At 68.6% G+C, this 26,097-nt stretch carries 26 protein-coding genes; 22 read left to right on the top strand and 4 right to left on the bottom strand.

The window, feature by feature from the left end; all coding sequences use genetic code 11:
- Nucleotides 1-88: 88 nt before the first annotated feature.
- The 3 genes from ACIPWY_RS25945 to ACIPWY_RS25935 all read left to right on the top strand — a co-directional run bounded on the left by ACIPWY_RS25945 (nucleotide 89) and on the right by ACIPWY_RS25935 (nucleotide 4,428).
- Nucleotides 89-784 carry an HAD family phosphatase gene (locus tag ACIPWY_RS25945; protein ID WP_362905822.1) on the top strand — a complete coding sequence of 232 codons (696 nt, stop codon included), beginning with the start codon at nucleotides 89-91 and terminating at the stop codon, nucleotides 782-784.
- 372 nt (nucleotides 785-1,156) lie between these two features.
- Nucleotides 1,157-2,761 (top strand): ABC transporter substrate-binding protein, encoded by a 1,605-nt coding sequence (locus ACIPWY_RS25940; RefSeq protein ID WP_362905824.1) that lies wholly within the window; start codon nucleotides 1,157-1,159, stop codon nucleotides 2,759-2,761.
- A gap of 77 nt (nucleotides 2,762-2,838) precedes the next feature.
- Nucleotides 2,839-4,428, top strand: a complete 1,590-nt coding sequence (locus tag ACIPWY_RS25935; RefSeq protein WP_362905826.1) for an ABC transporter substrate-binding protein — start codon at nucleotides 2,839-2,841, stop codon at nucleotides 4,426-4,428.
- A 64-nt stretch (nucleotides 4,429-4,492) separates the two neighbouring features.
- Here the strand turns inward: ACIPWY_RS25935 and ACIPWY_RS25930 are convergent, their stop codons facing one another.
- Both ACIPWY_RS25930 and ACIPWY_RS25925 read right to left on the bottom strand, forming a co-directional pair.
- On the bottom strand, nucleotides 4,493-5,164 hold the full coding sequence (locus ACIPWY_RS25930; RefSeq protein ID WP_362905828.1) for a response regulator transcription factor: 672 nt from the start codon (nucleotides 5,162-5,164) through the stop codon (nucleotides 4,493-4,495).
- A 38-nt stretch (nucleotides 5,165-5,202) separates the two neighbouring features.
- A complete protein-coding gene (locus ACIPWY_RS25925) occupies nucleotides 5,203-6,060 on the bottom strand; it encodes a RecB family exonuclease (RefSeq protein WP_362905830.1) in 858 nt (285 codons plus the stop codon).
- 206 nt (nucleotides 6,061-6,266) lie between these two features.
- Here ACIPWY_RS25925 and ACIPWY_RS25920 point away from each other — a divergent pair, with 206 nt between their 5' ends.
- The 3 genes from ACIPWY_RS25920 to ACIPWY_RS25910 all read left to right on the top strand — a co-directional run bounded on the left by ACIPWY_RS25920 (nucleotide 6,267) and on the right by ACIPWY_RS25910 (nucleotide 9,586).
- Complete coding sequence (locus tag ACIPWY_RS25920) at nucleotides 6,267-7,829, top strand: site-2 protease family protein (RefSeq protein WP_401535194.1); 1,563 nt, start codon at nucleotides 6,267-6,269, stop codon at nucleotides 7,827-7,829.
- Nucleotides 7,830-7,881: 52 nt separating this feature from the next.
- The gene (locus ACIPWY_RS25915; protein ID WP_362905834.1) at nucleotides 7,882-8,787 is read left to right on the top strand and encodes a tRNA (adenine-N1)-methyltransferase; all 906 of its coding nucleotides are present in this window, start codon (nucleotides 7,882-7,884) and stop codon (nucleotides 8,785-8,787) included.
- 220 nt (nucleotides 8,788-9,007) lie between these two features.
- A complete protein-coding gene (locus tag ACIPWY_RS25910) occupies nucleotides 9,008-9,586 on the top strand; it encodes a hypothetical protein (RefSeq protein ID WP_393703919.1) in 579 nt (192 codons plus the stop codon).
- A gap of 105 nt (nucleotides 9,587-9,691) precedes the next feature.
- Here the strand turns inward: ACIPWY_RS25910 and ACIPWY_RS25905 are convergent, their stop codons facing one another.
- Nucleotides 9,692-10,006 carry a ferredoxin gene (locus ACIPWY_RS25905; protein ID WP_362905838.1) on the bottom strand — a complete coding sequence of 105 codons (315 nt, stop codon included), beginning with the start codon at nucleotides 10,004-10,006 and terminating at the stop codon, nucleotides 9,692-9,694.
- Between the two features lie 254 nt (nucleotides 10,007-10,260).
- Here ACIPWY_RS25905 and arc point away from each other — a divergent pair, with 254 nt between their 5' ends.
- The 6 genes from arc (at nucleotide 10,261) to prcA (ending at nucleotide 16,346) form a co-directional block, all read left to right on the top strand.
- Nucleotides 10,261-12,027, top strand: coding sequence for a proteasome ATPase (gene arc / locus ACIPWY_RS25900; protein WP_362905840.1), 1,767 nt, complete (start codon nucleotides 10,261-10,263; stop codon nucleotides 12,025-12,027).
- Nucleotides 12,028-12,305: 278 nt separating this feature from the next.
- Complete coding sequence (gene dop / locus ACIPWY_RS25895) at nucleotides 12,306-13,817, top strand: depupylase/deamidase Dop (protein WP_362905842.1); 1,512 nt, start codon at nucleotides 12,306-12,308, stop codon at nucleotides 13,815-13,817.
- Between the two features lie 120 nt (nucleotides 13,818-13,937).
- On the top strand, nucleotides 13,938-14,156 hold the full coding sequence (locus tag ACIPWY_RS25890) for a ubiquitin-like protein Pup (protein ID WP_011027899.1): 219 nt from the start codon (nucleotides 13,938-13,940) through the stop codon (nucleotides 14,154-14,156).
- Nucleotides 14,157-14,485: 329 nt separating this feature from the next.
- Nucleotides 14,486-14,728 carry an endonuclease VII domain-containing protein gene (locus ACIPWY_RS25885; protein WP_401535186.1) on the top strand — a complete coding sequence of 81 codons (243 nt, stop codon included), beginning with the start codon at nucleotides 14,486-14,488 and terminating at the stop codon, nucleotides 14,726-14,728.
- Nucleotides 14,680-15,525, top strand: a complete 846-nt coding sequence (gene prcB, locus ACIPWY_RS25880; RefSeq protein WP_362905844.1) for a proteasome subunit beta — start codon at nucleotides 14,680-14,682, stop codon at nucleotides 15,523-15,525. The genes ACIPWY_RS25885 and prcB overlap by 49 nt, the downstream gene beginning before the upstream one ends.
- 62 nt (nucleotides 15,526-15,587) lie before the next feature.
- Nucleotides 15,588-16,346 (top strand): proteasome subunit alpha, encoded by a 759-nt coding sequence (prcA, locus tag ACIPWY_RS25875; RefSeq protein ID WP_362905846.1) that lies wholly within the window; start codon nucleotides 15,588-15,590, stop codon nucleotides 16,344-16,346.
- Nucleotides 16,347-16,412: 66 nt separating this feature from the next.
- Here the strand turns inward: prcA and ACIPWY_RS25870 are convergent, their stop codons facing one another.
- Entirely contained in the window at nucleotides 16,413-17,504 is a 1,092-nt protein-coding gene (locus ACIPWY_RS25870) for a LacI family DNA-binding transcriptional regulator (protein WP_362905848.1), read from the bottom strand.
- A 65-nt stretch (nucleotides 17,505-17,569) separates the two neighbouring features.
- Here ACIPWY_RS25870 and ACIPWY_RS25865 point away from each other — a divergent pair, with 65 nt between their 5' ends.
- The 10 genes from ACIPWY_RS25865 (at nucleotide 17,570) to tatC (ending at nucleotide 26,093) form a co-directional block, all read left to right on the top strand.
- On the top strand, nucleotides 17,570-18,829 hold the full coding sequence (locus ACIPWY_RS25865; protein WP_362905850.1) for an MFS transporter: 1,260 nt from the start codon (nucleotides 17,570-17,572) through the stop codon (nucleotides 18,827-18,829).
- 9 nt (nucleotides 18,830-18,838) lie between these two features.
- Nucleotides 18,839-20,200 (top strand): Pup--protein ligase, encoded by a 1,362-nt coding sequence (gene pafA, locus ACIPWY_RS25860; protein ID WP_019066118.1) that lies wholly within the window; start codon nucleotides 18,839-18,841, stop codon nucleotides 20,198-20,200.
- A 143-nt stretch (nucleotides 20,201-20,343) separates the two neighbouring features.
- The gene (locus ACIPWY_RS25855) at nucleotides 20,344-21,360 is read left to right on the top strand and encodes an FKBP-type peptidyl-prolyl cis-trans isomerase (RefSeq protein ID WP_393703925.1); all 1,017 of its coding nucleotides are present in this window, start codon (nucleotides 20,344-20,346) and stop codon (nucleotides 21,358-21,360) included.
- Between the two features lie 60 nt (nucleotides 21,361-21,420).
- Nucleotides 21,421-21,795 carry an FKBP-type peptidyl-prolyl cis-trans isomerase gene (locus tag ACIPWY_RS25850; RefSeq protein ID WP_362905853.1) on the top strand — a complete coding sequence of 125 codons (375 nt, stop codon included), beginning with the start codon at nucleotides 21,421-21,423 and terminating at the stop codon, nucleotides 21,793-21,795.
- A 228-nt stretch (nucleotides 21,796-22,023) separates the two neighbouring features.
- Nucleotides 22,024-22,977, top strand: coding sequence for a WYL domain-containing protein (locus ACIPWY_RS25845; protein ID WP_362905855.1), 954 nt, complete (start codon nucleotides 22,024-22,026; stop codon nucleotides 22,975-22,977).
- Between the two features lie 15 nt (nucleotides 22,978-22,992).
- Nucleotides 22,993-23,949, top strand: coding sequence for a YafY family protein (locus ACIPWY_RS25840; protein ID WP_227293754.1), 957 nt, complete (start codon nucleotides 22,993-22,995; stop codon nucleotides 23,947-23,949).
- A gap of 147 nt (nucleotides 23,950-24,096) precedes the next feature.
- Nucleotides 24,097-24,342 (top strand): hypothetical protein, encoded by a 246-nt coding sequence (locus tag ACIPWY_RS25835; RefSeq protein WP_393703928.1) that lies wholly within the window; start codon nucleotides 24,097-24,099, stop codon nucleotides 24,340-24,342.
- A gap of 9 nt (nucleotides 24,343-24,351) precedes the next feature.
- Entirely contained in the window at nucleotides 24,352-24,549 is a 198-nt protein-coding gene (locus ACIPWY_RS25830; RefSeq protein ID WP_393703930.1) for a hypothetical protein, read from the top strand.
- 261 nt (nucleotides 24,550-24,810) lie between these two features.
- Nucleotides 24,811-25,098: a Sec-independent protein translocase subunit TatA gene (gene tatA / locus ACIPWY_RS25825; RefSeq protein WP_362905861.1), complete on the top strand. Its 288-nt coding sequence runs from the start codon at nucleotides 24,811-24,813 to the stop codon at nucleotides 25,096-25,098.
- A gap of 50 nt (nucleotides 25,099-25,148) precedes the next feature.
- Complete coding sequence (tatC, locus tag ACIPWY_RS25820) at nucleotides 25,149-26,093, top strand: twin-arginine translocase subunit TatC (RefSeq protein ID WP_362905863.1); 945 nt, start codon at nucleotides 25,149-25,151, stop codon at nucleotides 26,091-26,093.
- Nucleotides 26,094-26,097: the final 4 nt, after the last annotated feature.

The following is a 26,097-nucleotide window of genomic DNA, read 5'->3' as shown; positions in this document are numbered from 1 at the left end:
CGTACACTGGTCGGTCCAGTGCAGGCCGGTTGCCTTCCCGTCAAAAGGAGGCGGCCGGCCTTCTCGTCCCTCACGGAGGTGTGCCCGGATGACCAGTACGGTCCCCGCTCTCGGTACCCGAACGGCCGAAGGCTCCGCCCTGCAGGCCGTGCTCCTCGACATGGACGGCACTCTGGTGGACACCGAAGGCTTCTGGTGGGACGCCGAGGTCGCCGTCTTCGGCTCGCTGGGGCACGTGCTCGACGAGGCGTGGCGCGAAGTCGTCGTCGGCGGTCCCATGACCCGCAGTGCCGGATTCCTCATCGAGGTGACCGGCGCGGACATCACGCTGCCCGAGCTGACCGTGCTGCTCAACGACGGCTTCGAGGAGCGCATCAGCCGCACCCTGCCGCTCATGCCGGGCGCCGCGCGCCTCCTCGCCGAACTCGCCGCCCACGAAGTGCCCACGGCCCTCGTGTCCGCCTCGCACCGGCGCATCATCGACCGGGTCCTGAGCTCGCTCGGACCCGAGTACTTCGCGCTCAGTGTCGCGGGTGACGAGGTCGAGCGGACGAAGCCGCACCCCGACCCGTATCTGCTCGCCGCCGCGGGCCTGGGTGCGGATCCGGCCAGATGCGCTGTCATCGAGGACACCGCGACCGGTGTCGCCGCCGCCGAGGCGGCCGGCTGTCACGTCGTCGCCGTACCCTCCGTGGCCCCCATCGCACCCGCCCACCGGCGCACCGTCGTCCCCTCGCTCGAACACGTCAACCTGCCTTTCCTGCATGGGCTGATGGGCCTCTGAAACCCTCGATAACGCCCCTCGCGCGTGGCCGAAAAACAATGCCAGGCAACCCAGTTGAGCGTGTGAGCTTTCCCACTCGACGTGGGGTCGACAGGTGTGTGGACCTATGCTGCGACCCCACCCCCCGCGCCACCCTGAGTGACCTTGTGTCCCGATTGGTCGGACCCTGAGCCGAAGCGACCCCTGTGGGGTTATCGGTGCGTCCACACCCGGTTTCGCAGCGTGATGAACCCATGGCTCCGGCGCCTTCGGATCACCTCGCCATGCGCATTAATGTCGTCGCGAGAACATCGCCGTACCCCCTTGTGTCCCGTCGGCACCACCCCCTGTTGCCGGGCCCACAGGATCGACAAGCTCTGGAGAACTTCGAGCATGAACCGCAAGACTTTGGTGTTGCCGGCCGTCATCGGCCTGCTCGCGCCTGTGCTCGCCGCGTGCGGCGGGTCCGACAGCGGGGGCAAGGACGGCGACCCGATCGCCGTCGGCACCACCGACCGGTTCGTGGCCTCGAAGGCGGTCCCGGCCCCGTTCGACCCCGCGTACGCGTATGACGCGGGTTCCTGGAACGTGCTGCGCCAGACCATCCAGACCCTGATGGCCATGCCGCGCGGCGGCGGCGAGCCGGTCCCCGAGGCCGCACAGACCTGCGGCTTCACCGACACCGGCAACGAGCGCTTCTCCTGCACCCTGCGCAAGGGCCTCGCGTTCGCCGACGGCACCCCCGTCACCGCCTCGGACGTGAAGTTCTCCATCGACCGGGTGCTCGGCATCAAGAGCGACAGCGGCTCCTCCGCACTGCTCTCGAGCATCGACACGATCGAGACCAAGGGCCGCAGCGAGGTCATCTTCCACCTGAAGAGCCCCGACGCCACCTTCCCGTACAAGCTGGCCACACCCACCGCCGGCATCGTCAACCCCGACGACTACACGAAGGGGAAGCTGCGCAACGGCTTCGCGGTCGACGGCTCGGGCCCGTACACCCTTGACGCCAAGGTCAAGAACAACACCCTCGTCAAGGCCGTCTTCACCAAGAACCCCCACTACAAGGGGCAGTTGAAGCCGAAGAACGACCAGGTGGAGCTCGTCTCCTTCGCAGACGCGCCCGCCATGGGCAAGGCCCTCGAAAAGGGCGACGTCGACATGATGACGCGCACCATGTCGCCGGAGCAGATCAAGCAGCTCTCGGACAACCCGAGCAAGAACATCAACCTGGTCGAGATGCCGGGCATGGAGATCCGCTACCTCGGATTCGACACCAGCGCGCCCGTGGTCAAGAGCAAGGCCGTCCGCCAGGCCATGGCGCAGATAGTCGACCGCGGCCAGCTCACGGCCGACGTCTACGGCACCTCCGCCGAACCGCTGTACTCGCTCGTGCCCGCCGGCATCACCGGCCACACGAACTCGTTCTTCAACAAGTACAGCGAGCCGAGCGTCTCCAAGGCCGCCTCGATCCTGTCCCGGTCCAACATCACCACCCCGGTGAAGCTGACCCTGCACTACACGACCGACCACTACGGCCCCGCCACCAAGCGGGAGTTCGAGGTGCTCAAGAAGCAGCTCAACTCCAGCGGCCTGTTCGACGTCGACATCAAGGGCGACGCCTGGGACACGTACCGCTCGTCCGAACTCAAGGGCAAGTACGACGTCTACGGCCTGGGCTGGTTCCCCGACTTCCCCGACGCCGACAACTTCATCGCGCCGTTCCTCGACAAGGACAACTTCCTCGCGTCCCCCTACGCGAACAGCACCATCCGGGACCAGCTTATCCCCGAGTCCCGTCGTGAGGCCGACCGGCTGACCGCCTCCAAGAGCCTCACGAGCATCCAGAACATCGTCGCCGACGACGTGCCGGTCCTTCCCCTGTGGCAGGGCAAGCAGTACGTCGCCGCACGCGACGACATCACCGGAGTCGAGTGGGCGCTCAGCTCCTCCTCGATCCTTCAGCTCTGGGAGCTCGGCCGCGGCGTGAGCGGCTGATCCCAGCGCGAGCCGGCCTTCCCCTCCAGGACGGCCGGCTCGCCCGATTTCCGCACCACTGACGACAAGGCACGTACGTGAGAATGCGCAACCAGTGGCTGATCCTGCCCCTCGGGACGGGACTCACCGCGGCTCTGCTGGCGGGCTGTGGCACCGACGAGTCGGACGCCGCCGGGCAGGGCGAAGCCGTGGTCATGGGAATGTCCGACGACATTCAGGCCACCGATCCGGCGTCCGGCTACGACCCGGGGTCGTGGCTGCTGTTCAACAACGTGTTCCAGTCACTCCTGAGTTTCCCCAAGGGCAGCACCGAGCCGGAGCCCGAAGCGGCCAAGGAGTGCTCCTTCACGGACACCGGCACCCGCGTCTACTCCTGCACCCTGCGCGACGGCCTCACCTTCAGCAACGGCCACAAGCTCACCTCGAAGGACGTCAAGTTCTCCTTCGACCGCATGATGAACATCGCTGACGAGGCCGGCCCGGCGATCATGTTCCCCATGCTCGACAAGGTCGAGACGCCCGACGCCAAGACCGTCGTCTTCAAGCTGAAGCACGCGGACGCCACGTTCCCGAGCAAGATCGCGTCCGGCGCCGGATCGATCGTCGATCACGCCGCGTACTCGATGGACGGCCTGCGCACGGACGGCAAGGCCGTCGGCTCCGGGCCCTACAAGCTGGACTCCTTCGACAAGAAGCAGGCCGTCTTCTCGGTCAACCCGGACTACAAGGGCACCGCGAAGGTCCAGAACTCCGGCATGACCATCAAGTTCTTCCACGGCGACCAGACCGGCCTGAAGAAGGCCCTCGTCGGCGGCAAGATCGACCTCGCCTACCGCGGACTCGCCGCCAAGGACATCGCCGGCATCGAGAACTCCACCTCGACGAGCCAGAGCATGGACGTCGTCGAGGGCACCAGCGCCGAGGTCCAGCACCTGGTCTTCAACATGAAGGACCCCGTCGCCGGACGCCTGTCCGTACGCAAGGCCATGGCGTACCTGATCGACCGCGACGCCCTGGTCGACGAGGTCTACCAGGACACCGCCACCCCGCTGTACTCGATCATCCCGGCGGGCATCAGCGGCCACAACACGGCCTTCTTCGACACCTACGGGGCCCACCCCTCGCCCGCGAAGGCCCGCGCCGCGCTGCGCGCCGACGGCATCACCGGCAAGGTGAAGATCACCCTCTGGTCGACGCCCTCGCGCTACGGCCCCGCCACCGACCAGGAACTGTCGGCCATCGCCAAGCAGCTCAACGCGAGCGGCCTGTTCGACGCCGACATGAAGTCCATCGAGTTCGGCCAGTACGAGAAGGACATCAAGACCGGCAAGTACGGCGTGTACGTGAAGGGCTGGGTCCCGGACTATCCGGACCCCGACAACTTCACCCAGCCGTTCTTCGGCGCCGGCAACGTGCTCGGGAACAACTACACCAACAGCACCATCACCGGGAAGATCATCCCGGAGACCGGGGCGCAGAGCGACCGCGCCTCCACCGACCGGGACTTCGAGCAGCTCCAGAACATCGTCGCCGACGAACTGCCGGTCCTGCCCGTCTGGCAGGCCAAGCAGTACGCCATCGCCCGCGACAGCGTCTACGGCCTGGAATCCTGCCTCGACGCGTCGACCGTGTTCCGCTTCTGGGAGATCAGCAAGGGCACCGCATAACAGACCGGTGGCCGCCCCCCTTCGCGGGAGGCGGCCACCGGACCGTTCCTTCAGACGCTCGGCCTCACTGGGCGCCGGGACGCACCAGACCACTCTCGTACGCGTACACCGCCGCCTGCACGCGGTCGCGCAGCCCCAGCTTCGTCAGCACATGGCCGACATGGGTCTTCACCGTCGTCTCACTGACGAACAGATCCGCCGCGATCTCCGCGTTCGACAGGCCGCGCGCCACGAGCTTCAGGACCTCGACCTCACGCTCGGTCAGTGTGTGCAGCGCGTCGGGCACCGGCTCGTCACCCGACGGCAGATGGTCCGCGTACTTGTCGAGCAGCCGCCGCGTGATGCTCGGCGCGAGCATCGCCTCGCCCGCCGCGACCACCCGGATCGCCTGCACCAGCTCATTGGCCGGAGCGTCCTTCAGCAGGAAGCCACTGGCGCCGGCGCGCAGTGCCTCCACCACGTACTCATCGAGGTCGAACGTGGTCAGGACGAGCACCTTCGCCGGGCCGTCCCGGCCGGGGCCGGTGATCTGCCGGGTCGCCTCGACACCGTCCATCCGCGGCATACGGATGTCCATCAACACCACATCGGGCTGCAGGGCACGGACCTGGTCGAGCGCCTGCAGGCCGTCTCCGGCCTCGCCGACGACCGCGATGTCCTGCTCGGCCTCCAGAATCATCCGGAACCCGGTACGGAGCAGCGGCTGGTCGTCGACCAGTAGGACGCGGATCGCCACGTAACTCTCCTTCGGTAGTCCGGCCCCATTCTGCCCTGCTAGCTGCTCTCCGACCCGGACACCCTGATCTGAAGCGGATACGGCGGGGGAGTCCCACCGAACTCCGGGCAAACCGCCTGATGGTCGCACCAACCACACAACTTCGTCGGCCGCGGCCGCCACTCACCCGTCTCCGTGGCCAGCTCGATCGCGTCCCACAGCGCGTGCAGCTTGCGCTCCACCCGCTCCAGGTCCTCCACCACCGGGTCGTACGTGAGCACGTCACCGCTGCCCAGATAGACCAGCTGGAGCCGCCGCGGCACCACGCCCTTCAGGCGCCACACCACCAGGGCGTAGAACTTCATCTGGAAGAGGGCGCCCTCCGCGTACTCGGGGCGGGGAGCCTTGCCCGTCTTGTAGTCGACGATCCGGACCTCGCCCGTCGGCGCGACGTCGACCCGGTCGATGATGCCGCGCAGCTTCAGGCCCGAGTCCAGCTGGGCCTCGACGAACAGCTCCCGCTCGGCGGGCTCCAGCCGCGTCGGATCCTCGAGCGTGAACCAGCGCTCGACGAGCTGCTCGGCCTCCCCGAGCCAGCGCGCCATCCGCTCGCCCTCGCCGTCGTCCGCGAACAGCTCGGCCAGCTCCGGCTTCACCTCACGCAGCCGGTCCCACTGGCCGGGGATGAGCGACTTGGCCCGCGGGGCCGTCCGCTCGCCCGCGGGCGCGTCGAACAGTCTCTCCAGCACCGCGTGCACCAGCGTGCCGCGGGTCGCCGCCTCGCTCGGCTTCTCGGGCAGCTTGTCGATCACCCGGAACCGGTAGAGCAACGGGCACTGCATGAAGTCGCTCGCGCGCGACGGCGAGAGCGACGCAGGGCGAGCGGCCGCGGTGGCCCCTTCGGTGCTGGTTTCCATGACGACAGACCATACGGGCCGCCACTGACAGTCAGCTACGAACGCGTCGCCGGCGTCCCGGGAACCGGGGCCCGGCGGCCCCGCAGGGGAGTCGACGAGGGCAACGCCACACCGGACGCATACCATCGACGGCAGACCCCCTCGCCCTGCATGATCGTGCAACGGCAGGAGCGAGGGATTTCTGACGAGGGGACCGAGGGATCACCGTGGACGAGAGCGGCCGGCCGCAGCCCGGCAGCGGTACGACGGACGACCACCAGGCCGCCCGCCCCGGCCCCACGCACCCAACACCCGTCAACGGCGCGGACCGCGCGAACTCCGTCCCACAGACCCCTCGGGATCCGGAAGACCCCCCGCACACGGAGCACCCCGAGCCCGCCACCCCGGCCGACGGCGACGACACCACCCCGCCCGACCAGGGCGACACCTCCGCCCCGGCCCCGGACACCACTCCAGGCCCGGACCCGGACACCACCCCCGGCCCGGACCCGTTCACCAAGGCCGGCACGGGCAGGGGCGATGACGCACCCCCGCCCGCTCAGGACCCCGGCCCCCAGGGCAACCCCCCAGCCGACCGAACCCCGGCGACCAGCGGCCGCCGCCCCACCAAGGCCCCCGAGCCCCGGGGCGGACTGCTCATGGGGCGCCCCTTCGGCGTCCCCGTCTACGTCGCGCCCAGCTGGTTCCTCGTCGCCGCCCTCATCACCTGGGTCTTCGGCGGCCAGCTCGACCACGTCCTGCCCGGACTCGGCGCCACCCGCTACCTCGTCTCCCTGTTCTTCGCGGTCGCGTTCTACGCCTCCGTACTCGTCCACGAACTCGCCCACACCGTCGCCGCCCTCCGATTCAAACTGCCGGTGCGCCGCATCCAACTGCAGTTCTTCGGCGGGGTGTCCGAGATCGAGAAGGAGTCCGAGACGCCGGGACGCGAGTTCGTCCTCGCCTTCGTCGGACCGCTGCTCTCCCTCGTCCTGGCCGGCGTCTTCTACCTCGGCATGCTGGTCGTGGAAGCCGGCACCGTGCCCGGCGTCCTGCTCGCGGGCCTGATGATCTCCAACCTCATCGTCGCCGCGTTCAACCTGCTGCCCGGCCTGCCCCTCGACGGCGGCCGCATGCTCCGCGCCGTCGTCTGGAAGATCACCGGCAAGCCCATGAGCGGCACCGTCGCCGCCGCCTGGGTCGGCCGCGCCCTCGCCATCACCGTCCTCATCGGACTGCCCCTGATCACCCAGTCCGGAGCCCTCGGCGAAGGCGCCGCGGACGTCAGCGGCATGGACACCGTCACCGACGCCCTGCTCGCAGCCATCCTCGCCGCGATCATCTGGACCGGCGCCGGCAACAGCCTCCGCATGGCCCGCCTGCGTGAACACCTCCCCGAACTGCGCGCCCGCACCCTGACCCGCCGCGCCGTCCCCGTCGAGAGCGCCACCCCCCTCTCCGAAGCACTGCGCCGCGCCAACGAGGCGGGAGCCCGCGCCCTCGTCATCGTCGATGCTGACGGAGAACCCAGATCCCTCGTCCGCGAGGCCGCCATCGTCGGCGTACCCGAACACCGCCGCCCCTGGGTCGCCGTCAGCGGACTCGCCCAGGACCTCACCGACGGCATGCGCGTCTCCGCGGAACTCGCCGGCGAGGAACTCCTCGACACCCTCCGCGCCACCCCCGCCACCGAGTACCTCGTCGTCGAGGAGAGCGGCGCCATCTACGGCGTCCTGTCCGCTGCCGACGTGGAGCGCGCCTTCGTCAAGGCCATGGCCCGCCCCTCCTGACCGCCCCGCGCCCCTGGTCCGCGGCCCCTCCGCGGACCGGTAGGCTGGTCACATGTCCGAACCGACCGGTGCCGCCCGCCGACGCGGGCCCTTCAAGGTCGGGGACCAGGTACAGCTGACCGACCCCAAGGGCCGCCACTACACGTTCACGCTCGAGGCCGGGAAGAACTTCCACACCCACAAGGGTTCCTTCCCCCACGACGAGCTGATCGGCGCTCCCGAGGGCAGCGTTGTCCGCACCACCGGAAACGTCGCCTACCTCGCGCTGCGCCCCCTGCTCCCCGACTACGTCCTGTCCATGCCCCGCGGCGCCGCCGTGGTCTACCCCAAGGACGCGGGGCAGATCCTGGCCTTCGCCGACATCTTCCCCGGCGCGCGCGTCGTCGAGGCAGGCGTCGGCTCCGGCTCGCTGAGCAGCTTCCTGCTGCGCGCCATCGGCGACGAGGGCATGCTGCACTCCTACGAGCGCCGCGAGGACTTCGCTGAGATCGCCACGCAGAACGTGGAGCGCTACTTCGGCGGCTCCCACCCCGCGTGGCAGCTCACCGTCGGGGACCTCCAGGACAACCTGAGCGACGCCGACGTGGACCGCGTCATCCTCGACATGCTCGCCCCCTGGGAGTGCCTCGAGGTCGTCTCCAAGGCCCTCGTCCCCGGCGGCATCCTCTGCTGCTACGTCGCCACCACCACCCAGCTCGCGCGGACCGTCGAGTCCATCCGCGAGATCGGCTGCTTCAACGAGCCGACGTCCTGGGAGTCGATGATCCGTAACTGGCACGTCGAGGGCCTGGCCGTCCGCCCGGACCACCGCATGATCGGCCACACCGGCTTCCTCCTCACCGCCCGCCGCCTCGCGGACGGCGTCGAGCCGCCCATGCGCCGCCGCCGCCCCGCCAAGGGCGCCTACGGCGAGGACTACTCGGGCCCCAACGCGGACGGCGGCAACCCCGGACGCTGACCCGAACACCCCGCACAACGCACAGGCGCCGCCGCCGAGTTCCCCGTCACACCGAGGGAACTCGGCGGCGGCGCCCGTTCGTTGACAAGCGGCGCGCACGATACGGCAAGACAGCGTGAGGAACCCGAGAATCAGCGGACCCTGACGTTCCCCCACACTGTGAGGTATGGCACGATGCTGGCCACCCCCACCGGCACAGCCCTCACAGGAGACACTCCTAGTGCAGCACCCCGCCGTCCCGGAACTGGCGCACACCACCACCCGCCCCATCCACTGGCTCGCGACCGCCGCGGCCGTATCGGCCGTCGTCGCGGCCTCCTCCTTCCTGCAGCCCGGCGCGGCCACCGCGGCCCAGCCGGGAACGCAGCCCGTAAGCACCAGAACCACCGCCGCACCGCCCGACCCAGCCGCCGTCCACTTCCCGCTCGACTGCGGCCCCGCCAAGATCCTCGTGGTGAAGAAGGCCACCGGCGACCTCGACGGTGACGGCAGGCCGGAAACCGTCGCCGTGGTCCGCTGCGACGCCGGCTCCGGCACCCCGCCCAACGGCGTCTACGTCCTCACCCAGCCCCAGGAGACCCGCGCCGAGCCGCGCATCGTCGCCACCCTCGTCGACCCCAAGGACCGGCTCACCGCCGACGACGTAGCGGTACGCGACGGGGCCGTCACCGCGACACTCCTCGGCTACTCCAGCCCGGCCGTCCCCAGTTGTTGCCCCGACACCCAGGACAAGGCCAAGTGGCAGTGGAAGGGCAATGCGTTCGTGCGCTCCACGCCCGCGGAGGCTCGCAGCATCTGACCCGCGACACACGAAAGGGGCCCGTGCCTGCCGGGAACGGCGGCACGGGCCCCTTTCGTTGGCCGATTCCCACGCCACGTCAGGTGACGCGCGGAAACCCAGCGGTCACTCCGCGTCAGGACCGTAAACCTCGACCCTGTCCGAAACGCGCCGTACATGAATGCAGTCGCCCGGACACTCCTTCGCGGAGTCCACCACGTCGTTCAACAGCGGCAGCGGCACCGGGGTGGTGGCCCCCTGCGCCTGCAACAGCTCGTCGTCCGCGCCCTTCACATACGCCAGACCGTCGATGTCCAGCTCGAAGACCTCCGGCGCGTACTGCACGCAGATCCCGTCGCCGGTACAGAGGTCCTGGTCGATCCACACCTCAAGGGCGACACCGCTGCCGGTGCCGGATCCGGCCTCCTGCTGCACGCTCATATCTCCTGCCGTTTCCTGCCTCGAACCGCCCCGCGTACCAGCAAGTCGGGCCAGCTCCGACGGGTGTTGAACACGTCGACCCTACAACCGGCCGCTTTCCGATGTTGTTGGGTGGGTATTCCCCTGGCGTGAGGGAGAGCGCAAGGGTGAAGATCGGACACACCCCCTTCGTCTTTGTGATCTAGGGGTTTCAATCGACACCCACCCAGGTAGGGTCTGGAAGCGTCCAGCTCCCCTTGGAGGAGGTGAGGACCGTGGCAGCCCACGACGACGACATGAACCGCGGCATCCGCCCGGGAAGAGGGTCCGATGACCCCGCCGGTCAGATTGCCTATCTTGAGCAGGAGATCGCCGTCCTGCGACGCAAGCTCGCCGACTCTCCGCGGCATACGAGGATTCTCGAAGAGCGGATCGTCGAGCTGCAGACCAACCTGGCCGGCGTGTCCGCACAGAACGAGCGGCTCGCCAACACGCTCAGGGAGGCCCGCGACCAGATCGTGGCCCTCAAGGAGGAAGTCGACCGGCTCGCACAGCCGCCGGCCGGCTTCGGAGTCTTCCTCATGGCGAACGAGGACGGTACCGCCGACATCTTCACCGGCGGCCGCAAGCTCCGGGTGAACGTGAGCCCCAGCGTGGAGCTCGAAGAGCTCAGGCGCGGCCAGGAACTGATGCTCAACGAAGCACTCAACGTGGTCGAGGCCATGGAGTACGAGAGCGTCGGCGACATCGTCACCCTCAAGGAGATCCTCGAGGACGGCGAGCGCGCCCTGGTGGTCGGGCACACCGATGAAGAACGCGTGGTCCGGCTCGCCGAACCACTCCTCGACATCACCATCCGCCCCGGCGACGCCCTCCTGCTCGAACCCCGATCCGGCTACGTCTACGAAGTCGTACCCAAGAGCGAAGTCGAAGAACTCGTCCTCGAAGAGGTCCCGGACATCGGCTACGAGCAGATCGGCGGCCTGGGCAACCAGATCGAGCTGATCCGCGACGCGGTCGAGCTCCCCTACCTCTACCCGGACCTGTTCAAGGAGCACGAGCTGCGGCCGCCCAAGGGCGTCCTGCTCTACGGACCTCCTGGCTGCGGCAAGACCCTGATCGCCAAGGCAGTGGCCAACTCCCTTGCCAAGAAGGTCGCGGAAGTGACCGGACAGGCCACGGGCAAGAGCTTCTTCCTCAACATCAAGGGCCCTGAGCTGCTCAACAAGTACGTCGGCGAGACCGAGCGGCAGATCCGCCTCGTCTTCCAGCGTGCACGTGAGAAGGCCAGCGAGGGCACCCCCGTCATCGTCTTCTTCGACGAGATGGAATCCCTCTTCCGCACCCGCGGATCCGGCGTCAGCTCGGACGTGGAGAACACCATCGTCCCCCAGCTGCTCGCCGAGATCGACGGCGTCGAGGGCCTGGAGAACGTGGTCGTGATCGGCGCCTCCAACCGCGAGGACATGATCGACCCCGCGATCCTGCGCCCCGGACGACTCGACGTGAAGATCAAGATCGAGCGCCCGGACGCCGAAGCGGCCAAGGACATCTTCGCCAAGTACCTGACCGCCCGCCTCCCCCTGCACTCCGACGACCTCGGCGAGCACGGCGGCGACCGTGCCAGTACGGTCCACGGGATGATCCAGACCGCCGTGGAGCAGATGTACGCCGAAAGCGAGGAGAACCGCTTCCTCGAGGTCACCTACGCCAACGGCGACAAGGAAGTCCTGTACTTCAAGGACTTCAACTCCGGCGCCATGATCGAGAACATCGTCGGACGCGCCAAGAAGGCAGCCATCAAGGCCTTCCTCGAACACAAACAGAAGGGCCTCAGGGTCTCCCACCTCCTCCAGGCTTGCGTGGACGAGTTCAAGGAGAACGAGGACCTGCCGAACACCACCAACCCGGACGACTGGGCCCGCATCTCCGGCAAGAAGGGCGAACGGATCGTCTACATCCGTACGCTCGTCACCGGAAAGCAGGGCGCGGACACCGGACGCTCCATCGACACGGTGGCCAACACCGGGCAGTACCTGTAAAAGACAGGGCGGCTGCGGGTGCCTCTACCGGGTACCCGCAGCCGACTGTTTTCCAGGCAACAATTCCGGCCGCCTTCCCGGATTCCAGGCAGCGGCCGACTCACAAGCACAGCAGCAGCAATGACGGTAATGATCTCCCCACCAGCGCATAGGCGTTCTAGGCTCTTCGGTACCGCCGAGTCGCGCAGCGCGGGGACGGGCACCGCACGCGCACCGGAGAACCAGCGGTACTTGAGCGCCGCCCCCGAACGGGGGCGCCGCCGGGCAAGGAGGGCCGCATGACCGTACGGCGAGTAATGGGCATCGAGACGGAGTACGGAATTTCCGTCCCCGGCCACCCCAACGCCAATGCCATGCTCACCTCATCCCAGATCGTCAACGCCTACGCGGCGGCGATGCACCGGGCGCGCCGCGCCCGCTGGGACTTCGAGGAGGAGAACCCGCTGCGGGACGCACGAGGCTTCGACCTCGCCCGCGAGGTCGCCGACTCCAGCCAGCTCACCGACGAGGACATCGGCCTGGCCAACGTCATCCTCACCAACGGTGCCCGCCTCTACGTCGACCACGCACACCCTGAATACAGCGCCCCCGAGGTCACCAACCCCCGGGACGCCGTCCTGTGGGACAAGGCCGGCGAACGCATCATGGCCGAGGCCGCCGAGCGAGCCGCCCAGCTCCCCGGCGCCCAGCCGATCCACCTCTACAAGAACAACACCGACAACAAGGGCGCCTCCTACGGCACGCACGAGAACTACCTGATGAAGCGGGAGACCCCCTTCTCGGACATCGTGCGCCACCTGACGCCCTTCTTCGTCTCCCGCCAGGTCGTCACCGGCGCCGGCCGCGTAGGCATCGGCCAGGACGGCCACGAACACGGCTTCCAGCTCAGCCAGCGCGCCGACTACTTCGAGGTCGAGGTCGGCCTGGAGACCACCCTCAAACGGCCCATCATCAACACCAGGGACGAGCCGCACGCCGACGCGGAGAAGTACCGCCGCCTGCACGTGATCATCGGCGACGCGAACCTCTCCGAGATCTCGACCTATCTCAAACTGGGCACGACAGCCCTGGTCCTCTCCATGATCGAGGACGGCTTCATCGCCGTCGACCTGGCCGTCGACCAACCCGTACGCACCCTCCACCAGGTCTCCCACGACCCCAGCCTGCAACACTTGATCACACTCCGTAGCGGCCGCACGCTCACCGCGGTGCAACTCCAGATGGAGTACTTCGAGCTGGCCAGGAAGTACGTCGAGGAACGCTACGGAGCGGATGCCGACGAACAGACCAAGGACGTCCTGACCCGCTGGGAGGACGTACTCGGCCGCCTGGAGAGCGACCCGATGAGCCTGGCCGGAGAGCTCGACTGGGTCGCCAAGCGGCAGCTCATGGAGGGCTACCGCCGCCGCGACAACCTCGACTGGGACGCCGCGCGCCTCCACCTCGTCGACCTCCAGTACGCCGACGTCAGGGCCGAGAAGGGCCTGTACAACCGTCTCGTGGCCCGCGGCCGGATGAAGCGGCTCCTGGACGAGTCGGAGGTCGAGAGGGCCCGTACGAAGCCGCCGGAGGACACCAGGGCCTATTTCCGCGGGCGCTGCCTGGAGCAGTACGCGGACGACGTCGCTGCGGCCTCCTGGGACTCGGTGATCTTCGACCTGCCCGGTCGTGACTCTCTGCAGCGCGTCCCAACCCTCGAACCCCTTCGCGGAACGCGTAATCACGTGAAGGAGCTGCTCGACCGGTGCCGCACGGCCGAAGATCTGGTCCGGGTGCTGTCCGGAGGCTGAAAAGCCGGCGGCAGGGGAATCACAGAGGTGGGCCTCGCACGTTGGACGAACTGCGGGGCCGATGTCGGACCCGGCTTGTAGGGTCTGATCAAGAACGTCGAACCGAGCGGGGTGAGGTAGATGGCGACCAAGGACACCGGCGGCGGACAGCAGAAGGCGACGCGTTCCACCGAGGAGGTCGAGGAGCAGGCGCAGGACGCGCAGGCTTCCGAGGACCTCAAGGAACGCCAGGAGAAGCTGAGCGACGACGTGGACTCCGTGCTGGACGAGATCGACGACGTCTTGGAGGAGAACGCCGAGGACTTCGTTCGGTCATTTGTTCAAAAAGGCGGAGAGTAGCCGCAAAATGTCGGGAATGGGTGTCGAGAAAGCCTGCTCGGCATGCCAGTGAGACCTTCCCGCCAGTGCATTCGCGTGCAACAGGTCGGGTCTCGGTGGTCTCCGGACCAGCTGTCGCGAATGCACGGCGGCGGCGTATCGGCGTCGTCAGCAGGATCGCGGTAAGCCGGACCGCAGGTCGGACGTAGGTCAGGCCGTGGAGCGAGTGGCATCGCAACGGGTCTGCCTCAGATGGCCTGTCGACGAGCTGTGAGCCCTGCTGAGCTGCGAAAGGGCGTGCCCGCTGCCTGAAGCGTGAATACGGCAGGACCGAAGCCGAACGTGACGAGATGATCGCCTCTCAAATGGGGATCTGCTGTATCTGCTGTATCTGTTCGGATGGTCCGGCTGAGCATGTGGATCACTGCCACGAGACGGGTAAGGTCCGTGGCGTACTGTGCTTCAGCTGCAACGCAGCCCTGGGGCAGTTGAAGGATCGGCCCGACGTCATAAGGCGGGCCGCCGACTACGTGGAAGGAATCGCGTGGAAGCCAACTCTCGTAGCACCGGGCGTCTACCAGCTGCCTTCCTGACGCCTGGATCGTCGTCCTTCGTGGACTTTCTGTCCGAGCATCAGCCCGAGATCCTGCCCGGGAACCGCCAACTTCCGGCCGTGAAGGGCGCGATCGAGGCGCCGCACGGCACGACGATCGTGTCCGTCACGTTCCCCGGCGGTGTGATCCTCGCCGGTGACCGCCGGGCCACCATGGGCAACATGATCGCTCAGCGCGACATCGAGAAGGTCTTCCCGGCTGACGAGTATTCGGCGGTGGGCATCGCCGGTACGGCCGGTCTGGCCGTGGAGATGGTGAAGCTCTTCCAGCTGGAGCTGGAGCACTTCGAGAAGGTGGAAGGCGCCCAGCTGTCGCTGGAGGGCAAGGCGAACCGGCTCTCGACCATGATCCGGTCGAACCTGGGCATGGCCATGCAGGGCCTGGCCGTGGTGCCGCTGTTCGCGGGGTACGACGTGGACCGCGGCAAGGGCCGCATCTTCTCGTACGACGTCACGGGCGGGCGGAGCGAGGAGCACGGGTACGCGTCGACCGGTTCCGGTTCGATCTTCGCGCGTGGGGCGATGAAGAAGCTCTACCGCGACGATCTGACGGAGTCGGAGGCGACGACGCTGGTCGTGCAGGCGCTCTACGACGCGGCGGACGACGACTCGGCGACCGGTGGTCCCGATGTGGCGCGCCGGATCTATCCGATCGTCACGGTGATCACGGACGACGGCTTCCGCAGGCTCACCGATGAGGAGGGTTCGGAGATCGCCCGTTCCATCCTGGAGCGCCGGCTGGAGCAGCCCGACGGCCCGCGGGCCGCGCTTCTCTGACTGGTCCGTATTCGCCGCAGACTTGAGTCACTGAGTCACTGACAGAAAGGGACGGTCAGCCGGTGTCGACGCCGTTCTATGTCTCACCCCAGCAGGCCATGGCCGACCGGGCGGAGTACGCCCGTAAGGGCATCGCCCGCGGTCGCAGCCTGGTTGTGCTGCAGTACGCCGATGGCATCGTGTTCGTCGGCGAGAACCCGTCCCGTGCGCTGCACAAGTTCAGCGAGATCTATGACCGGATCGGTTTCGCGGCCGCCGGTAAGTACAACGAGTACGAGAACCTGCGGATCGGTGGTGTGCGCTACGCCGATCTGCGGGGTTACACCTACGACCGTGATGATGTGACGGCGCGTGGCCTGGCGAATGTGTATGCGCAGACGCTGGGCACGATCTTCTCGAGCGCGGCCGAGAAGCCGTACGAGGTGGAGTTGGTGGTCGCCGAGGTCGGTGTGACCGCCGATGGTGACCAGATCTACCGGCTTCCGCACGACGGTTCGATCGTCGACGAGCACGGCTCGGTCGCGGTCGGGGGTAACGCGGAGCAGATCAGTACGTATCTGGATCAGCGTCACCGGGACGGGATGACTCTCGCGGAGGCGTTGAAGCTGGCGGTGCAGGCGTTGTCGCGGGATACCAACGGCAGTGAGCGGGAGATCCCCGCGGAGCGGCTCGAGGTGGCGGTTCTCGATCGCACGCGTCCGCAGCAGCGGAAGTTCAAGCGCATTGTGGGGCCGCAGTTGTCGCGGCTGCTCGAGGCTGGTGCGGGGACGTCCGCGGAGCCGGTGGAGAGTAGTGACGCGGAGTCCGACGACGAGGAGTGAGCAGGGTTTCCTGCTGAGGTGTCCGGCGCCCCGACCGTGGAAGCGGTTGGGGCGCCGTTCGTTGTGTCAGGCCGTGGGGGCGGCGGTGGAGCCGCGGACGACCAACTCGACGGGGAGTGCGGTGGTTTCCGGAGTTCGGCCGTCCAGGACGGCGAGGAGTGCGGCCATGCCGCGCTCGCCGAAGAGCTCCGCGGGGAGCCGGACTGTGGTGAGTTCGGGTTCGACGGCGGTGGCGAGGGAGAGGTCGTCGAAGCCGGTGACGGAGAGGTCGTCGGGGATGTGGAGGCCCAGCCTGCGGGCGGCCTTGTACGCGCCGGTGGCGAGTTTGTCGTCGTCGCAGACGATGGCGGTGGGGCGGGGGCCGGGGGCGGTCAGCGCGGCCTGTGCGGCGGTGCGGGCTGCTTCGACCGTGAGGGGTGAGCGGACGGTGCTCACGTGGGTTTCGGGGACGCGGGCCGTGCGTTCGGCGAGTTCTCGGGCGCGTACGTCGAAGGTCCAGGAGGGCACGGCGGAGGCGAGGTGCAGGAATCGGCGGTGGCCGAGGGCGAGCAGATGGTCTGTCACCTGGCGCATTCCGTCGGCGATGTCGAGGTTGACGGTGGCCGCGCCGGTGGCCGCGGTGTCGTCGGGGTCGCTGTCGAGCATGACGAGGGGGAGTCCGTCGCCGCGGATGGCGGTGACGGCGTCGGAGGCCATGGAGGAGGCGAGTACGCCGTCGAGGGCCGCGCGTGCGGAGTCGAAGGGGTCGCGGGCGGGGCCGATGCCTTCGGGGGAGGGGTAGAGCACGACGCCGAAGCCGTGTTCCGCGGCGATGCGAGCGGCGCCGGTGTAGACGCCGGCGAAGAACTCGTTGGTGAGGGCGGGGACCACGAGGAGGGCGGTGCGGGTGCGGCCGAGGCGCAGGTTGCGGGCGGCGAGGTTGGGACGGTAGCCGAGGTCGCGGGCGGCGGCGCGGACGCGTTCGGCGGTGGTCTCGGCGACGCGGCCGCGCCATTTGTCGCCGAGTACGAGGGAGACGGCGGCCTGGGAGACTCCGGCGGCGCGGGCGACGTCGCGGCTGGTGGGGCGCGCGGGGGTCGTGTCGTGTGACCCGGTCGTCACTCGTGCCTCCGTGGGGTGTGCGGCGGGTTTTCGGGTGGACCCGTGGTCTGCGGACATGGTACGTATGACCCTCGAAGTTATACGTAAAACCTAGGCGCCTCGGGGCGGCGAGAGGGCGGGCGATGGCCGCGGGATATGCGGAGATCCTCAAGGCGCGGCACGCGACGCGGCTGCTGGTGGGCACGCTGGTGGGGCGGCTGCCGAACGCGACGGCCGCCATCGCGATCGTGCTGTTCGTCCGCGCGGAGGGCGGCACGTACAGCCTGGCCGGGGCGCTCGCCGCGGTGTACGGCGTCGCCAACGCGGTGGGGCAGCCGCTGCTCGGCCGGCTCGTGGACCTGCGGGGACAGCCGAGGGTGCAGCTCCCGGCGGCGCTGGCGTCGGCACTCGCCATGACCGTCTTCGCCTTCGCCGGGACCGGGTCACCGGCGCTCGCGTACGTGGCGGTGGGCGCGGCCGGACTGTTCACTCCGCCGCTGGAGGGCGGACTGCGCGCGCTGTGGCCGAATGTGCTGCCGCGCGAGGACCAGGTGCACACCGCGTACGCGATGGACGCCGTGGCGCAGGAAGTCATGTTCACCGTCGGGCCACTGCTCGTCACTGTGTGCGTGTCCTTGTGGTCGGCGCAGGCCGCGCTCGTCGTTCTGAACGTCGTCGGTGTGCTCGGCGCGTTGTCGGTGGTGGTGTCGAAGCCGTCGCGCGCGTGGCGCTCGGCGCCGCGTGAGGCGCACTGGCTGGGCGCCCTGCGCTCGCCGGGGCTCCTCGCGCTCCTCGGGGCTTTCCTGTTCATCGGGACGGCGCTGGGCTCGATCACGGTGGCGGGCGTCTCGTACGCGGACGGGCACGGCGGCGACGTGACGTACGGCTGGCTGATGGCGGCGCTGGGGCTCGGCGCGCTGGCCGGTGGCTCCGTGTACGGGGCGCGGCAGTGGGCCGGCGTTCCCGAGCGGCGGCTGCGGTGGCTGGTGGCCCTGCTGGCCGTCTTCTACCTGCCGCTGGTGCTGATGCCGGGTGTGGTGGCGATGACGGCGCTGACGGCGCTCGCGGGGGTGTTCCTGGCCCCGGCGATCGCGTGCGCGTTCATCATCGTGGACCGGCATGCTCCGCGGGGCACGGTGACGGAGGCGTTCTCGTGGCTCGTGACGACGTTCACGGTGGGTACGTCGGTCGGTACCGCCGTGGCCGGACCGGTGGTCGAGTGGGGCGGCACGGTGTGGGGCTTCGCTGTTCCTGGTGTGGCCGGGGTGGCCGCGCTGCTCGTGCTCCTCGCCACCGGAAGGGTCCTCGCAGCTCCCCGTGGCGCCGGGCGTGTCGCGGGCTCATCGGAAAATGATCGAAACGGTGCTGTCGAACCCGGTTTCAGTACAGGGCATCAGGCGTAATGTTCACTCATGGACCGCCGCATTTTCGGGCTGGAGAACGAGTACGGCGTCACATGTACGTTTAGGGGACAGCGCCGCCTGTCTCCTGACGAGGTGGCGCGGTACCTCTTCCGCCGTGTCGTGTCATGGGGCCGCAGCAGCAATGTCTTTCTGCGGAACGGCGCCCGCCTCTATCTCGATGTCGGGTCACATCCGGAATACGCAACTCCCGAATGTGACAACGTGACCGAGTTGGTCACGCACGACAAAGCGGGCGAGCGCATTCTGGAAGGCCTGCTCGTCGACGCCGAACGCCGCCTGCACGAGGAGGGAATCGCGGGCGACGTCTATCTCTTCAAGAACAACACCGACTCGGCGGGAAACTCCTACGGCTGCCACGAGAACTATCTGGTGGCCCGTCACGGGGAGTTCTCGCGACTCGCGGACATCCTCATTCCGTTCCTGGTCACACGGCAACTGCTGTGTGGCGCGGGCAAGGTGCTGCAGACTCCGCGCGGTGCCGTGTACTGCGTGAGCCAGCGTGCCGAGCACATCTGGGAGGGCGTGTCCTCCGCGACCACGCGTTCCCGCCCCATCATCAACACCCGCGACGAACCGCACGCGGACGCCGAGCGCTACCGGCGCCTGCACGTCATCGTCGGCGACTCGAACATGTCCGAGACGACGATGCTCCTCAAGGTGGGCGCCACCGACCTGGTGCTCCGCATGATCGAGGCGGGCACGGTCATGCGTGACCTCACCCTGGAGAACCCGATCCGGGCCATCCGCGAGGTCAGCCACGACATCACCGGCCGGCGCAAGGTGCGTCTGGCCAGCGGCCGCGAGGCATCCGCCCTCGAGGTGCAGCGCGAGTACTACGAGAAGGCCGTGGACTTCTGCGAGCGCCGCGGGATCCGCACCGGCACCGTCGAGCAGGTCCTCGAACTGTGGGGCCGGGTTCTCGACTCGATCGAGGCAGAGGACCTCGACCGGATCGGCACCGAGATCGACTGGGTGATGAAGTACCAGCTCATCGAGCGGTACCGGGCCAAGCACAACATGACCATGTCGCATCCGCGGGTCGCGCAGATAGACCTCGCGTATCACGACATCCACCGCCGCAGGGGCCTCTACTACCTTCTGGAGAGGAAGGGACAGGCGGCCCGCATCTGCAACGACCTCAAGATCTTCGAGGGCAAGTCGGTGCCGCCGCAGACCACGCGTGCGAGGCTGCGGGGTGACTTCATCCGCAGGGCACAGGAACAGCGCCGTGACTTCACGGTCGACTGGGTGCACCTGAAGCTGAACGACCAGGCGCAGCGCACTGTGCTGTGCAAGGACCCCTTCCGGTCCGTGGACGACCGGGTGGAGAAGCTGATCGCCGGAATGTAGGACGACCGGCTCACCGTCGACCAAAGGCCCCGTACATGATCCGTGTACGGGGCCTTCGGTGTGCGTGCGGTACCTCGGGTAAGGGACGTGAGGGCCTACAGTGGCTGGACCGTACTCACGTAACCCGCAACCTGAGGATCACTGTGCGACGCCGACTTGCTGCTCTGCTCATCGTCCCGGCTCTGGCGCTGACCGCGACGGCGTGCGGGGGTGATGACAACAAGAAGAGCGACACGGACAAGTCGGATTCGGCGTCCCCCTCGCCCAAGGCCGAGGCGGCCGCGCCCAAGCCCGTCGACTCGGCGTCGCCCATGCCGGAGATCAGCGGCGCCTACGGCAAGCAGGCCCAGATCACCGTGCCGAAGGCGGAGCCGAGCGGCAAGTTCGTCGTGCACACGCTGTCGCAGGGTGACGGCGCGGTGGTCAAGAAGGACGACCTGGTGTCGATGAACTTCACCGGCAAGGTCTGGAAGAGCGGCAAGGACCTCGGCAGCTCCTACCAGTCGGGCGGCACCCCGCAGCTGATCACCGCGGGTTCCAAGTCCGTCATCCCGGCGTTCGCGGACGCCCTGGTCGGCCAGAAGGAGGGCAGCCGCGTCCTCGTCGTCGCACCGCCCGCCGCCGGCTTCGGCAGCCAGGGCAACCAGCAGGCCGGTGTCACCGGCACCGACACGCTCGTGTTCGCGATCGACGTCGGCAAGGTCACTCCGAAGATGGTGACGGGCACGCAGGCGTCCATCCCGTCGGACCTGCCGCAGATCAAGGCTGACAAGCCGGAGCCCGCGGCGATCTCCGTGCCGAAGAACGACCCGCCGAAGAAGCTGGTCGACCAGGTCCTGATCCAGGGCAAGGGCGCCGAGGTCAAGAGCGGCAAGACGGTCACCATGCAGTACAGCGGTGCCGCCTGGAAGATCAACGAGGGCAAGCCGAAGGCGACGCTCTTCGACTCCTCGTGGAACACCGGCCAGCCCTTCACCACGGTGATCGGCCAGGGCCAGGTCATCCCGGGCTGGGACAAGGGCCTCGTCGGCAAGCACGTGGGTGACCGCGTCCTCCTGGTGATCCCCGCCGACCAGGCGTACGGCAAGGAGGCCAAGGGCGACACGCTCCCGGCCAACTCGACGCTCGTGTTCGTCGTCGACATCCTGGCCACGTCCTGACCCCTGCGGGATGCAAGACTGTCCGGGTTGCCCAACCGTTTAGCAGCAGGAGCAAGAGACGTGAGCATCGAGAAGCCCGAGATCGACTTCCCCGAGGGTCAGCCGCCGGCGGACCTGGAGATCAAGGAGATCTGGGAGGGTGACGGCGCCGTCGCCAAGGCCGGCGACTACGTCAAGGTCCACTACGTGGGCGTGGCCTTCTCCACCGGTGAAGAGTTCGACGCCTCCTGGAACCGCGGCAACCCGCTGGAGTTCCAGCTCGGCGCCGGCCAGGTCATCACCGGCTGGGACACGGGTATCCAGGGCATGAAGGTCGGCGGCCGCCGCCGGCTGACCATCCCCGCCCACCTCGCCTACGGCGACCGTGGCGCGGGCGGCGGCGTGATCGCCCCCGGCGAGACGCTGATCTTCGTCTGCGACCTGGTCGCGGTCTGATCGTCAGCGACGCGGTCGCCGTCTGATCAGGCTGCGACCGCAAGCGGTCGACCGAAGGGCCCATGCCTCCTGGCATGGGCCCTTCGGTCTCCCTCCGCCACTCCCCACCGGATCCCTTTGGGATGCACCCCTTGGCCTCGGCTTTTGCCACGACACCCCGGAGCGGTACGGTCGACGTTCGGATGGGGGAGAGCCCGGGGGCTCTCGAAGAGAGGACGTAGGGCGTCGATGGCCATTGCCAAGGCCGAGCGGCTGATGAATCTGGCGCTGTGTCTGCTGGGGACCAGGCGCCCGCTCAGCAAGCGTGAGCTGCGCGGTTCCATCGAGGCCTACCTGGAAGCCGGTTCCGACGACAGCTTCAACCGGATGTTCGAGCGGGACAAGGACGACCTGCGCGAGCTCGGTCTGGTCATCGCGACCGTGGAGAACCTCGACGGGGAGGTCGGCTACCTCGCCCGCCGTGACAGCAACCGGCTGCCCCCCGTCACGCTCGACGCCGAGGAGGCCGCCGCGCTCGGCCTGGCCGCGAAGGTCTGGCAGCAGGCCCGCCTGGCCGGTGCTGCCAGCGGGGCCCTGCAGAAGCTGCGGGCCGCGGGCCTTCCCGAGGACGTCGACCCGTACGAGGCGCACTCCGCCCTCGAACCCCGCATCCCGGCGCACGAGGCGTCGTTCGAGCCGCTGATGCTGGCCTGCCGCGACCGCCGGCCCGTCGTCTTCGACTACCGCAAGGCCACCGCCGCGCGGCCCGAGCAGCGGCACGTCGAGCCGTGGGCGCTCGAGTGCTGGCGCGGCCACTGGTATCTCGCCGGCTGGGACCGCGACCGCGGCGCCGAGCGCGTCTTCCGGCTCTCCCGCATCACCGGCAAGGTCCGCTCCCGCGCGGCCCGCTTCACCGCAGAGGTGCCCGACGTCGTGACCGTTCGCGAGACCGTCGCGAGCTGGGCCGGCGAGACCGCCGACCGCACGGCCCTCATCAGGCTGCGCTCCGGTTCCGGCTATCCGCTGCGCGCCAAGGCATCGGCCGTACGCGATCTCGGCGACGGCTGGGACGAGCTGGAGATTCCGTACGGGCACGGGCTCGACGCCTGGCTGGTCGAGTTCGGGCCCGACGTGGTCGTCCTCGAACCCGCCGAGCTGCGGGCCGAGGTCGTCGACCGGCTGCGCGCCGTGGCCAAGGGCTGAGGGGAACGAGGACCAATGGCCACGAACGCCATCGACCAGACCCGGCGGATGCTGTCCCTCGTGACGTATCTGCGGGAGCGCCCCGGAGCGCGCGTGGAGGATGTCGCCCGCGCCTTCGGGATCACCGAGGACGAGCTGATCTCGGACCTCGACATCCTGCCGCTGTGCGGGACGAGCTTCCGCGGGGGCGACCTCCTCGACATCGACACGGACGGCGACCGCATCTGGTGGCACAACCCGGACGACGTCGCCGCGCCCCTGCGGCTCGCCGCCGACGAGGCGACGGCGCTGCTCGTCGCCGCCCGCGCCGTGTCCACACTGCCCGGACTGAGGGAGAGCGACCGGCTCGCGCTCCTTCGGGCCACCGCGAAGCTGGAGGCCGCGGCCGGAGAGGCGGCCGGCGCGAGCGCCCGGCTCTCGGTGACCTTCGAGTCCGAGGGCGGCGTCTTCGCCGACGTCGACCGGGCCATCTCGGAGCGGCGCCGGCTGTGGATCCGCTACTACTCTCCGGCCCGCGACGAACTCACCGAGCGCGAGATCGACCCGATCCGCCTGGTGAGCGTCGGCCACACCTACGTGGAGGCCTGGTGCCGGCGCTCCGAGGCGCGCCGTACCTTCCGGCTCGACCGGGTCGCCGAGATCCGGATCCTGGACGAGCCGTCCGCGCCGCCGGAGATCGAACTGCGGGACCTGTCCGAAGGGCTCGTGCAGCCCGCGGCCGAGGACCCCGAGGTCGTGGTCGAGGTCGGTCCTGGCGGACGCTGGGTCGCCGAGTACTACCCGCACGACAGCGCCGAGGAGTTGGCGGACGGCGGCCTGCGGATCACGCTGCGCACGCCGGACCCGTCGTCGCTGCGCCGGCTGGCGCTCCGGCTCGGCCGCGACGGGCGCATCGTCTCGCCGCTCGGGCTCGCCGAGAGTGCGCGGCAGGCCGCGGGGGAGGCGCTGGCCGCGTACGACGGGCAGGGGTAGGGCCGTTGGCCGCGGGCGGGTGGGTGATGACCCTCACGCGCATGGCCCGGTGAGAAAGGTGGGCGTGCCGTTGACCGCGGTGCGGCCCGGGGGTGCCAGAAGTTCGGGAAGTTCAGAAGAGTCTCTGAAGAGTCTGGGATGGTCGAAATGGGTGGATTGTCCGCAGTGGTGGGTCCGGTGCTGTTCAAGGCCGCCTGCCCCGACTGCCGTGCACGCTTCGAACTCTCCGCGCAGGCCCTGCGCCTGGCGATCGGCGCCACCCGCCGCACCACGTTCTACTCGTTCACCTGCCCCGAGTGCGGCTCCGCCGTGCGCAAGCCGGCCGGGGAGCGCATCATCGAACTCCTCACCGGTGGAGGGGTGAACACGCTCCGCCTCCACCAGACCGTCTAGGCTCGGCGCATGTTCTGGGCGATGCTGGCGATTGCTGTGGGGTTCGTGGGGCTTGCCGTGCTCGGCGTACTCGCGGTCAAGGTCTTTGTCGAGGCGCAGCGCCTCGGGCGCCAAGTCGCCGACACCACGCAGCGGATCAACCGTGCGGCGGAGGACCTGGAGCGGGCGGCGACCGCCACGGCCCGCACGAGCCGCGAACTCCTTTAATCGCACGACCCGCCGAATGTGACGGGGGCGACAGGATGGTAAGCGCTTTACCCCTGTGCCCTGTCCGGTCGCAGGGGCGGGCGGGTACGCTGCCAGACGCGGCCCGAAGAGCGAGGCGCGGCCCGCAACTGGGAGTACGCAGAGGGATTGCCCCCTGTTCACCCCCACGGGATACGATCGCTGCCAGCACGGTGGTCGGACACCAGTCCGACCTGTACCGGCAGCCCCGCCCCTGCCGCCTCGGTGAGAAGGTAAACGCTTATGTTCGGAAAGATCGGCGCCCCTGAGATCATTCTGATCCTCGTCGTCATCGTCCTGCTGTTCGGCGCGAAGAAGCTTCCCGACATGGCGCGCTCGCTGGGCAAGTCGGCCCGCATCCTCAAGAGCGAGGCCAAGGCGATGAAGTCCGACGGTCAGCAGACCGCGCCCACGGACCCGCCGAAGAACGATGAGCAGCCCCCGGCTCAGCGCACCATCAAGGCCGCTCCCGGCGATGTGACAGGCGCTCGCCCGGTCACCGAGCCGACCGACCAGACTTCGCAGCGCTGATCCCGGGCCGCCCCGCGAAGGCGGCCTGTCGCACGAGATGAGGACGTGGGTTGCCTAAGTCTGCCCGCAAGACGGAGAAGGATCCCGAGGGGCGGATGCCGCTCGCGGAACACCTGCGTGAGCTACGCAACCGGCTCACGAAGGCCCTGCTGGCCATCGTCGTCGTCACGATCGTCGCCGCCTTCTTCTACAAGGACATCATCGAGTTCTTCACCAATCCGGTGCTCGACTCGGTGGGCTGCAAGTCGAGCTTCGCCGAGCTCGCCGAGCAGGCGAACAAGGGACAGCACGACGAGACGTGCGCGCGGATCGTGCTCAACGGTCTGCTGACGCCCTTCACGCTCGCGCTGAAGATCTCGCTGATGGCGGGTGTCGTGCTCGCCTCGCCGGTCTGGCTCTACCAGCTGTGGGGCTTCGTCGCGCCCGGCCTGCACAAGCACGAGAAGAAGTACGCGACCGCCTTTGTCGCGACCGGCTTCCCCCTGTTCCTGTGCGGCGCCTTCTTCGCGTACAAGACCCTCCCCACGATGGCGAGGGTGTTGCTCGACTTCTCGCCCGGCGGTGTCGACAACCAGCTGCCGCTGGACGATCTGCTCGACCTGATCACGCGCATGGTGATCGTCTTCGGGCTCTCGTTCGAGCTGCCGCTGCTCCTCGTGATGCTCAACCTCACCGGGGTGATCACGGGCAAGCGGATGATCGGCTGGTGGCGCGGCATGATCATGGGCATCACGGTCTTCGCGGCCGTGGCCACGCCCAGCACCGACCCGCTGAGCATGCTGGCGCTCGCCGGACCGATCTGGGTCCTGTACTTCGCGGCCGCCGGCTTCTCCCTGCTCAACGACCGCCGCAAGGCCAAGGACCGCGAGGACCTGGACGACGACGAGGCCTCGGACCTGGACCTCACGCCCGAGCCCGTCTCGGCCGGCAGTGCGCTGCCCGAGCAGGCCAGTTCGGACCATGACCGGGTCAACGGTTATGACGACGTGACCTGACAGG

It is taken from the genome of Streptomyces sp. NPDC090032 (genome assembly GCF_044748025.1).
Taxonomy (GTDB): Bacteria; Actinomycetota; Actinomycetes; order Streptomycetales; family Streptomycetaceae; genus Streptomyces.
The sequence above is the reverse complement of the archived record's forward strand: the minus strand, read 5'-3'. Positions and strand labels throughout refer to the sequence as shown.

Bases quoted from the DNA above. Each gene is read 5' to 3' on its own strand.
- ACIPWY_RS25945 (WP_362905822.1), top strand. From the start codon at position 89: ATGACCAGTACGGTCCCCGCTCTCGGTACCCGAACGGCCGAAGGCTCC.
- ACIPWY_RS25940 (WP_362905824.1), top strand. From the start codon at position 1,157: ATGAACCGCAAGACTTTGGTGTTGCCGGCCGTCATCGGCCTGCTCGCG.
- ACIPWY_RS25925 (WP_362905830.1), bottom strand. From the start codon at position 6,060: ATGGAAACCAGCACCGAAGGGGCCACCGCGGCCGCTCGCCCTGCGTCG.
- ACIPWY_RS25915 (WP_362905834.1), top strand. From the start codon at position 7,882: ATGTCCGAACCGACCGGTGCCGCCCGCCGACGCGGGCCCTTCAAGGTC.
- ACIPWY_RS25905 (WP_362905838.1), bottom strand. From the start codon at position 10,006: ATGAGCGTGCAGCAGGAGGCCGGATCCGGCACCGGCAGCGGTGTCGCC.
- dop (WP_362905842.1), top strand. From the start codon at position 12,306: ATGACCGTACGGCGAGTAATGGGCATCGAGACGGAGTACGGAATTTCC.
- ACIPWY_RS25890 (WP_011027899.1), top strand. From the start codon at position 13,938: ATGGCGACCAAGGACACCGGCGGCGGACAGCAGAAGGCGACGCGTTCC.
- ACIPWY_RS25885 (WP_401535186.1), top strand. From the start codon at position 14,486: ATGATCGCCTCTCAAATGGGGATCTGCTGTATCTGCTGTATCTGTTCG.
- ACIPWY_RS25870 (WP_362905848.1), bottom strand. From the start codon at position 17,504: ATGTCCGCAGACCACGGGTCCACCCGAAAACCCGCCGCACACCCCACG.
- ACIPWY_RS25865 (WP_362905850.1), top strand. From the start codon at position 17,570: ATGGCCGCGGGATATGCGGAGATCCTCAAGGCGCGGCACGCGACGCGG.
- pafA (WP_019066118.1), top strand. From the start codon at position 18,839: ATGGACCGCCGCATTTTCGGGCTGGAGAACGAGTACGGCGTCACATGT.
- ACIPWY_RS25845 (WP_362905855.1), top strand. From the start codon at position 22,024: ATGGCCATTGCCAAGGCCGAGCGGCTGATGAATCTGGCGCTGTGTCTG.
- ACIPWY_RS25840 (WP_227293754.1), top strand. From the start codon at position 22,993: ATGGCCACGAACGCCATCGACCAGACCCGGCGGATGCTGTCCCTCGTG.
- ACIPWY_RS25835 (WP_393703928.1), top strand. From the start codon at position 24,097: ATGGGTGGATTGTCCGCAGTGGTGGGTCCGGTGCTGTTCAAGGCCGCC.
- ACIPWY_RS25830 (WP_393703930.1), top strand. From the start codon at position 24,352: ATGTTCTGGGCGATGCTGGCGATTGCTGTGGGGTTCGTGGGGCTTGCC.
- tatA (WP_362905861.1), top strand. From the start codon at position 24,811: ATGTTCGGAAAGATCGGCGCCCCTGAGATCATTCTGATCCTCGTCGTC.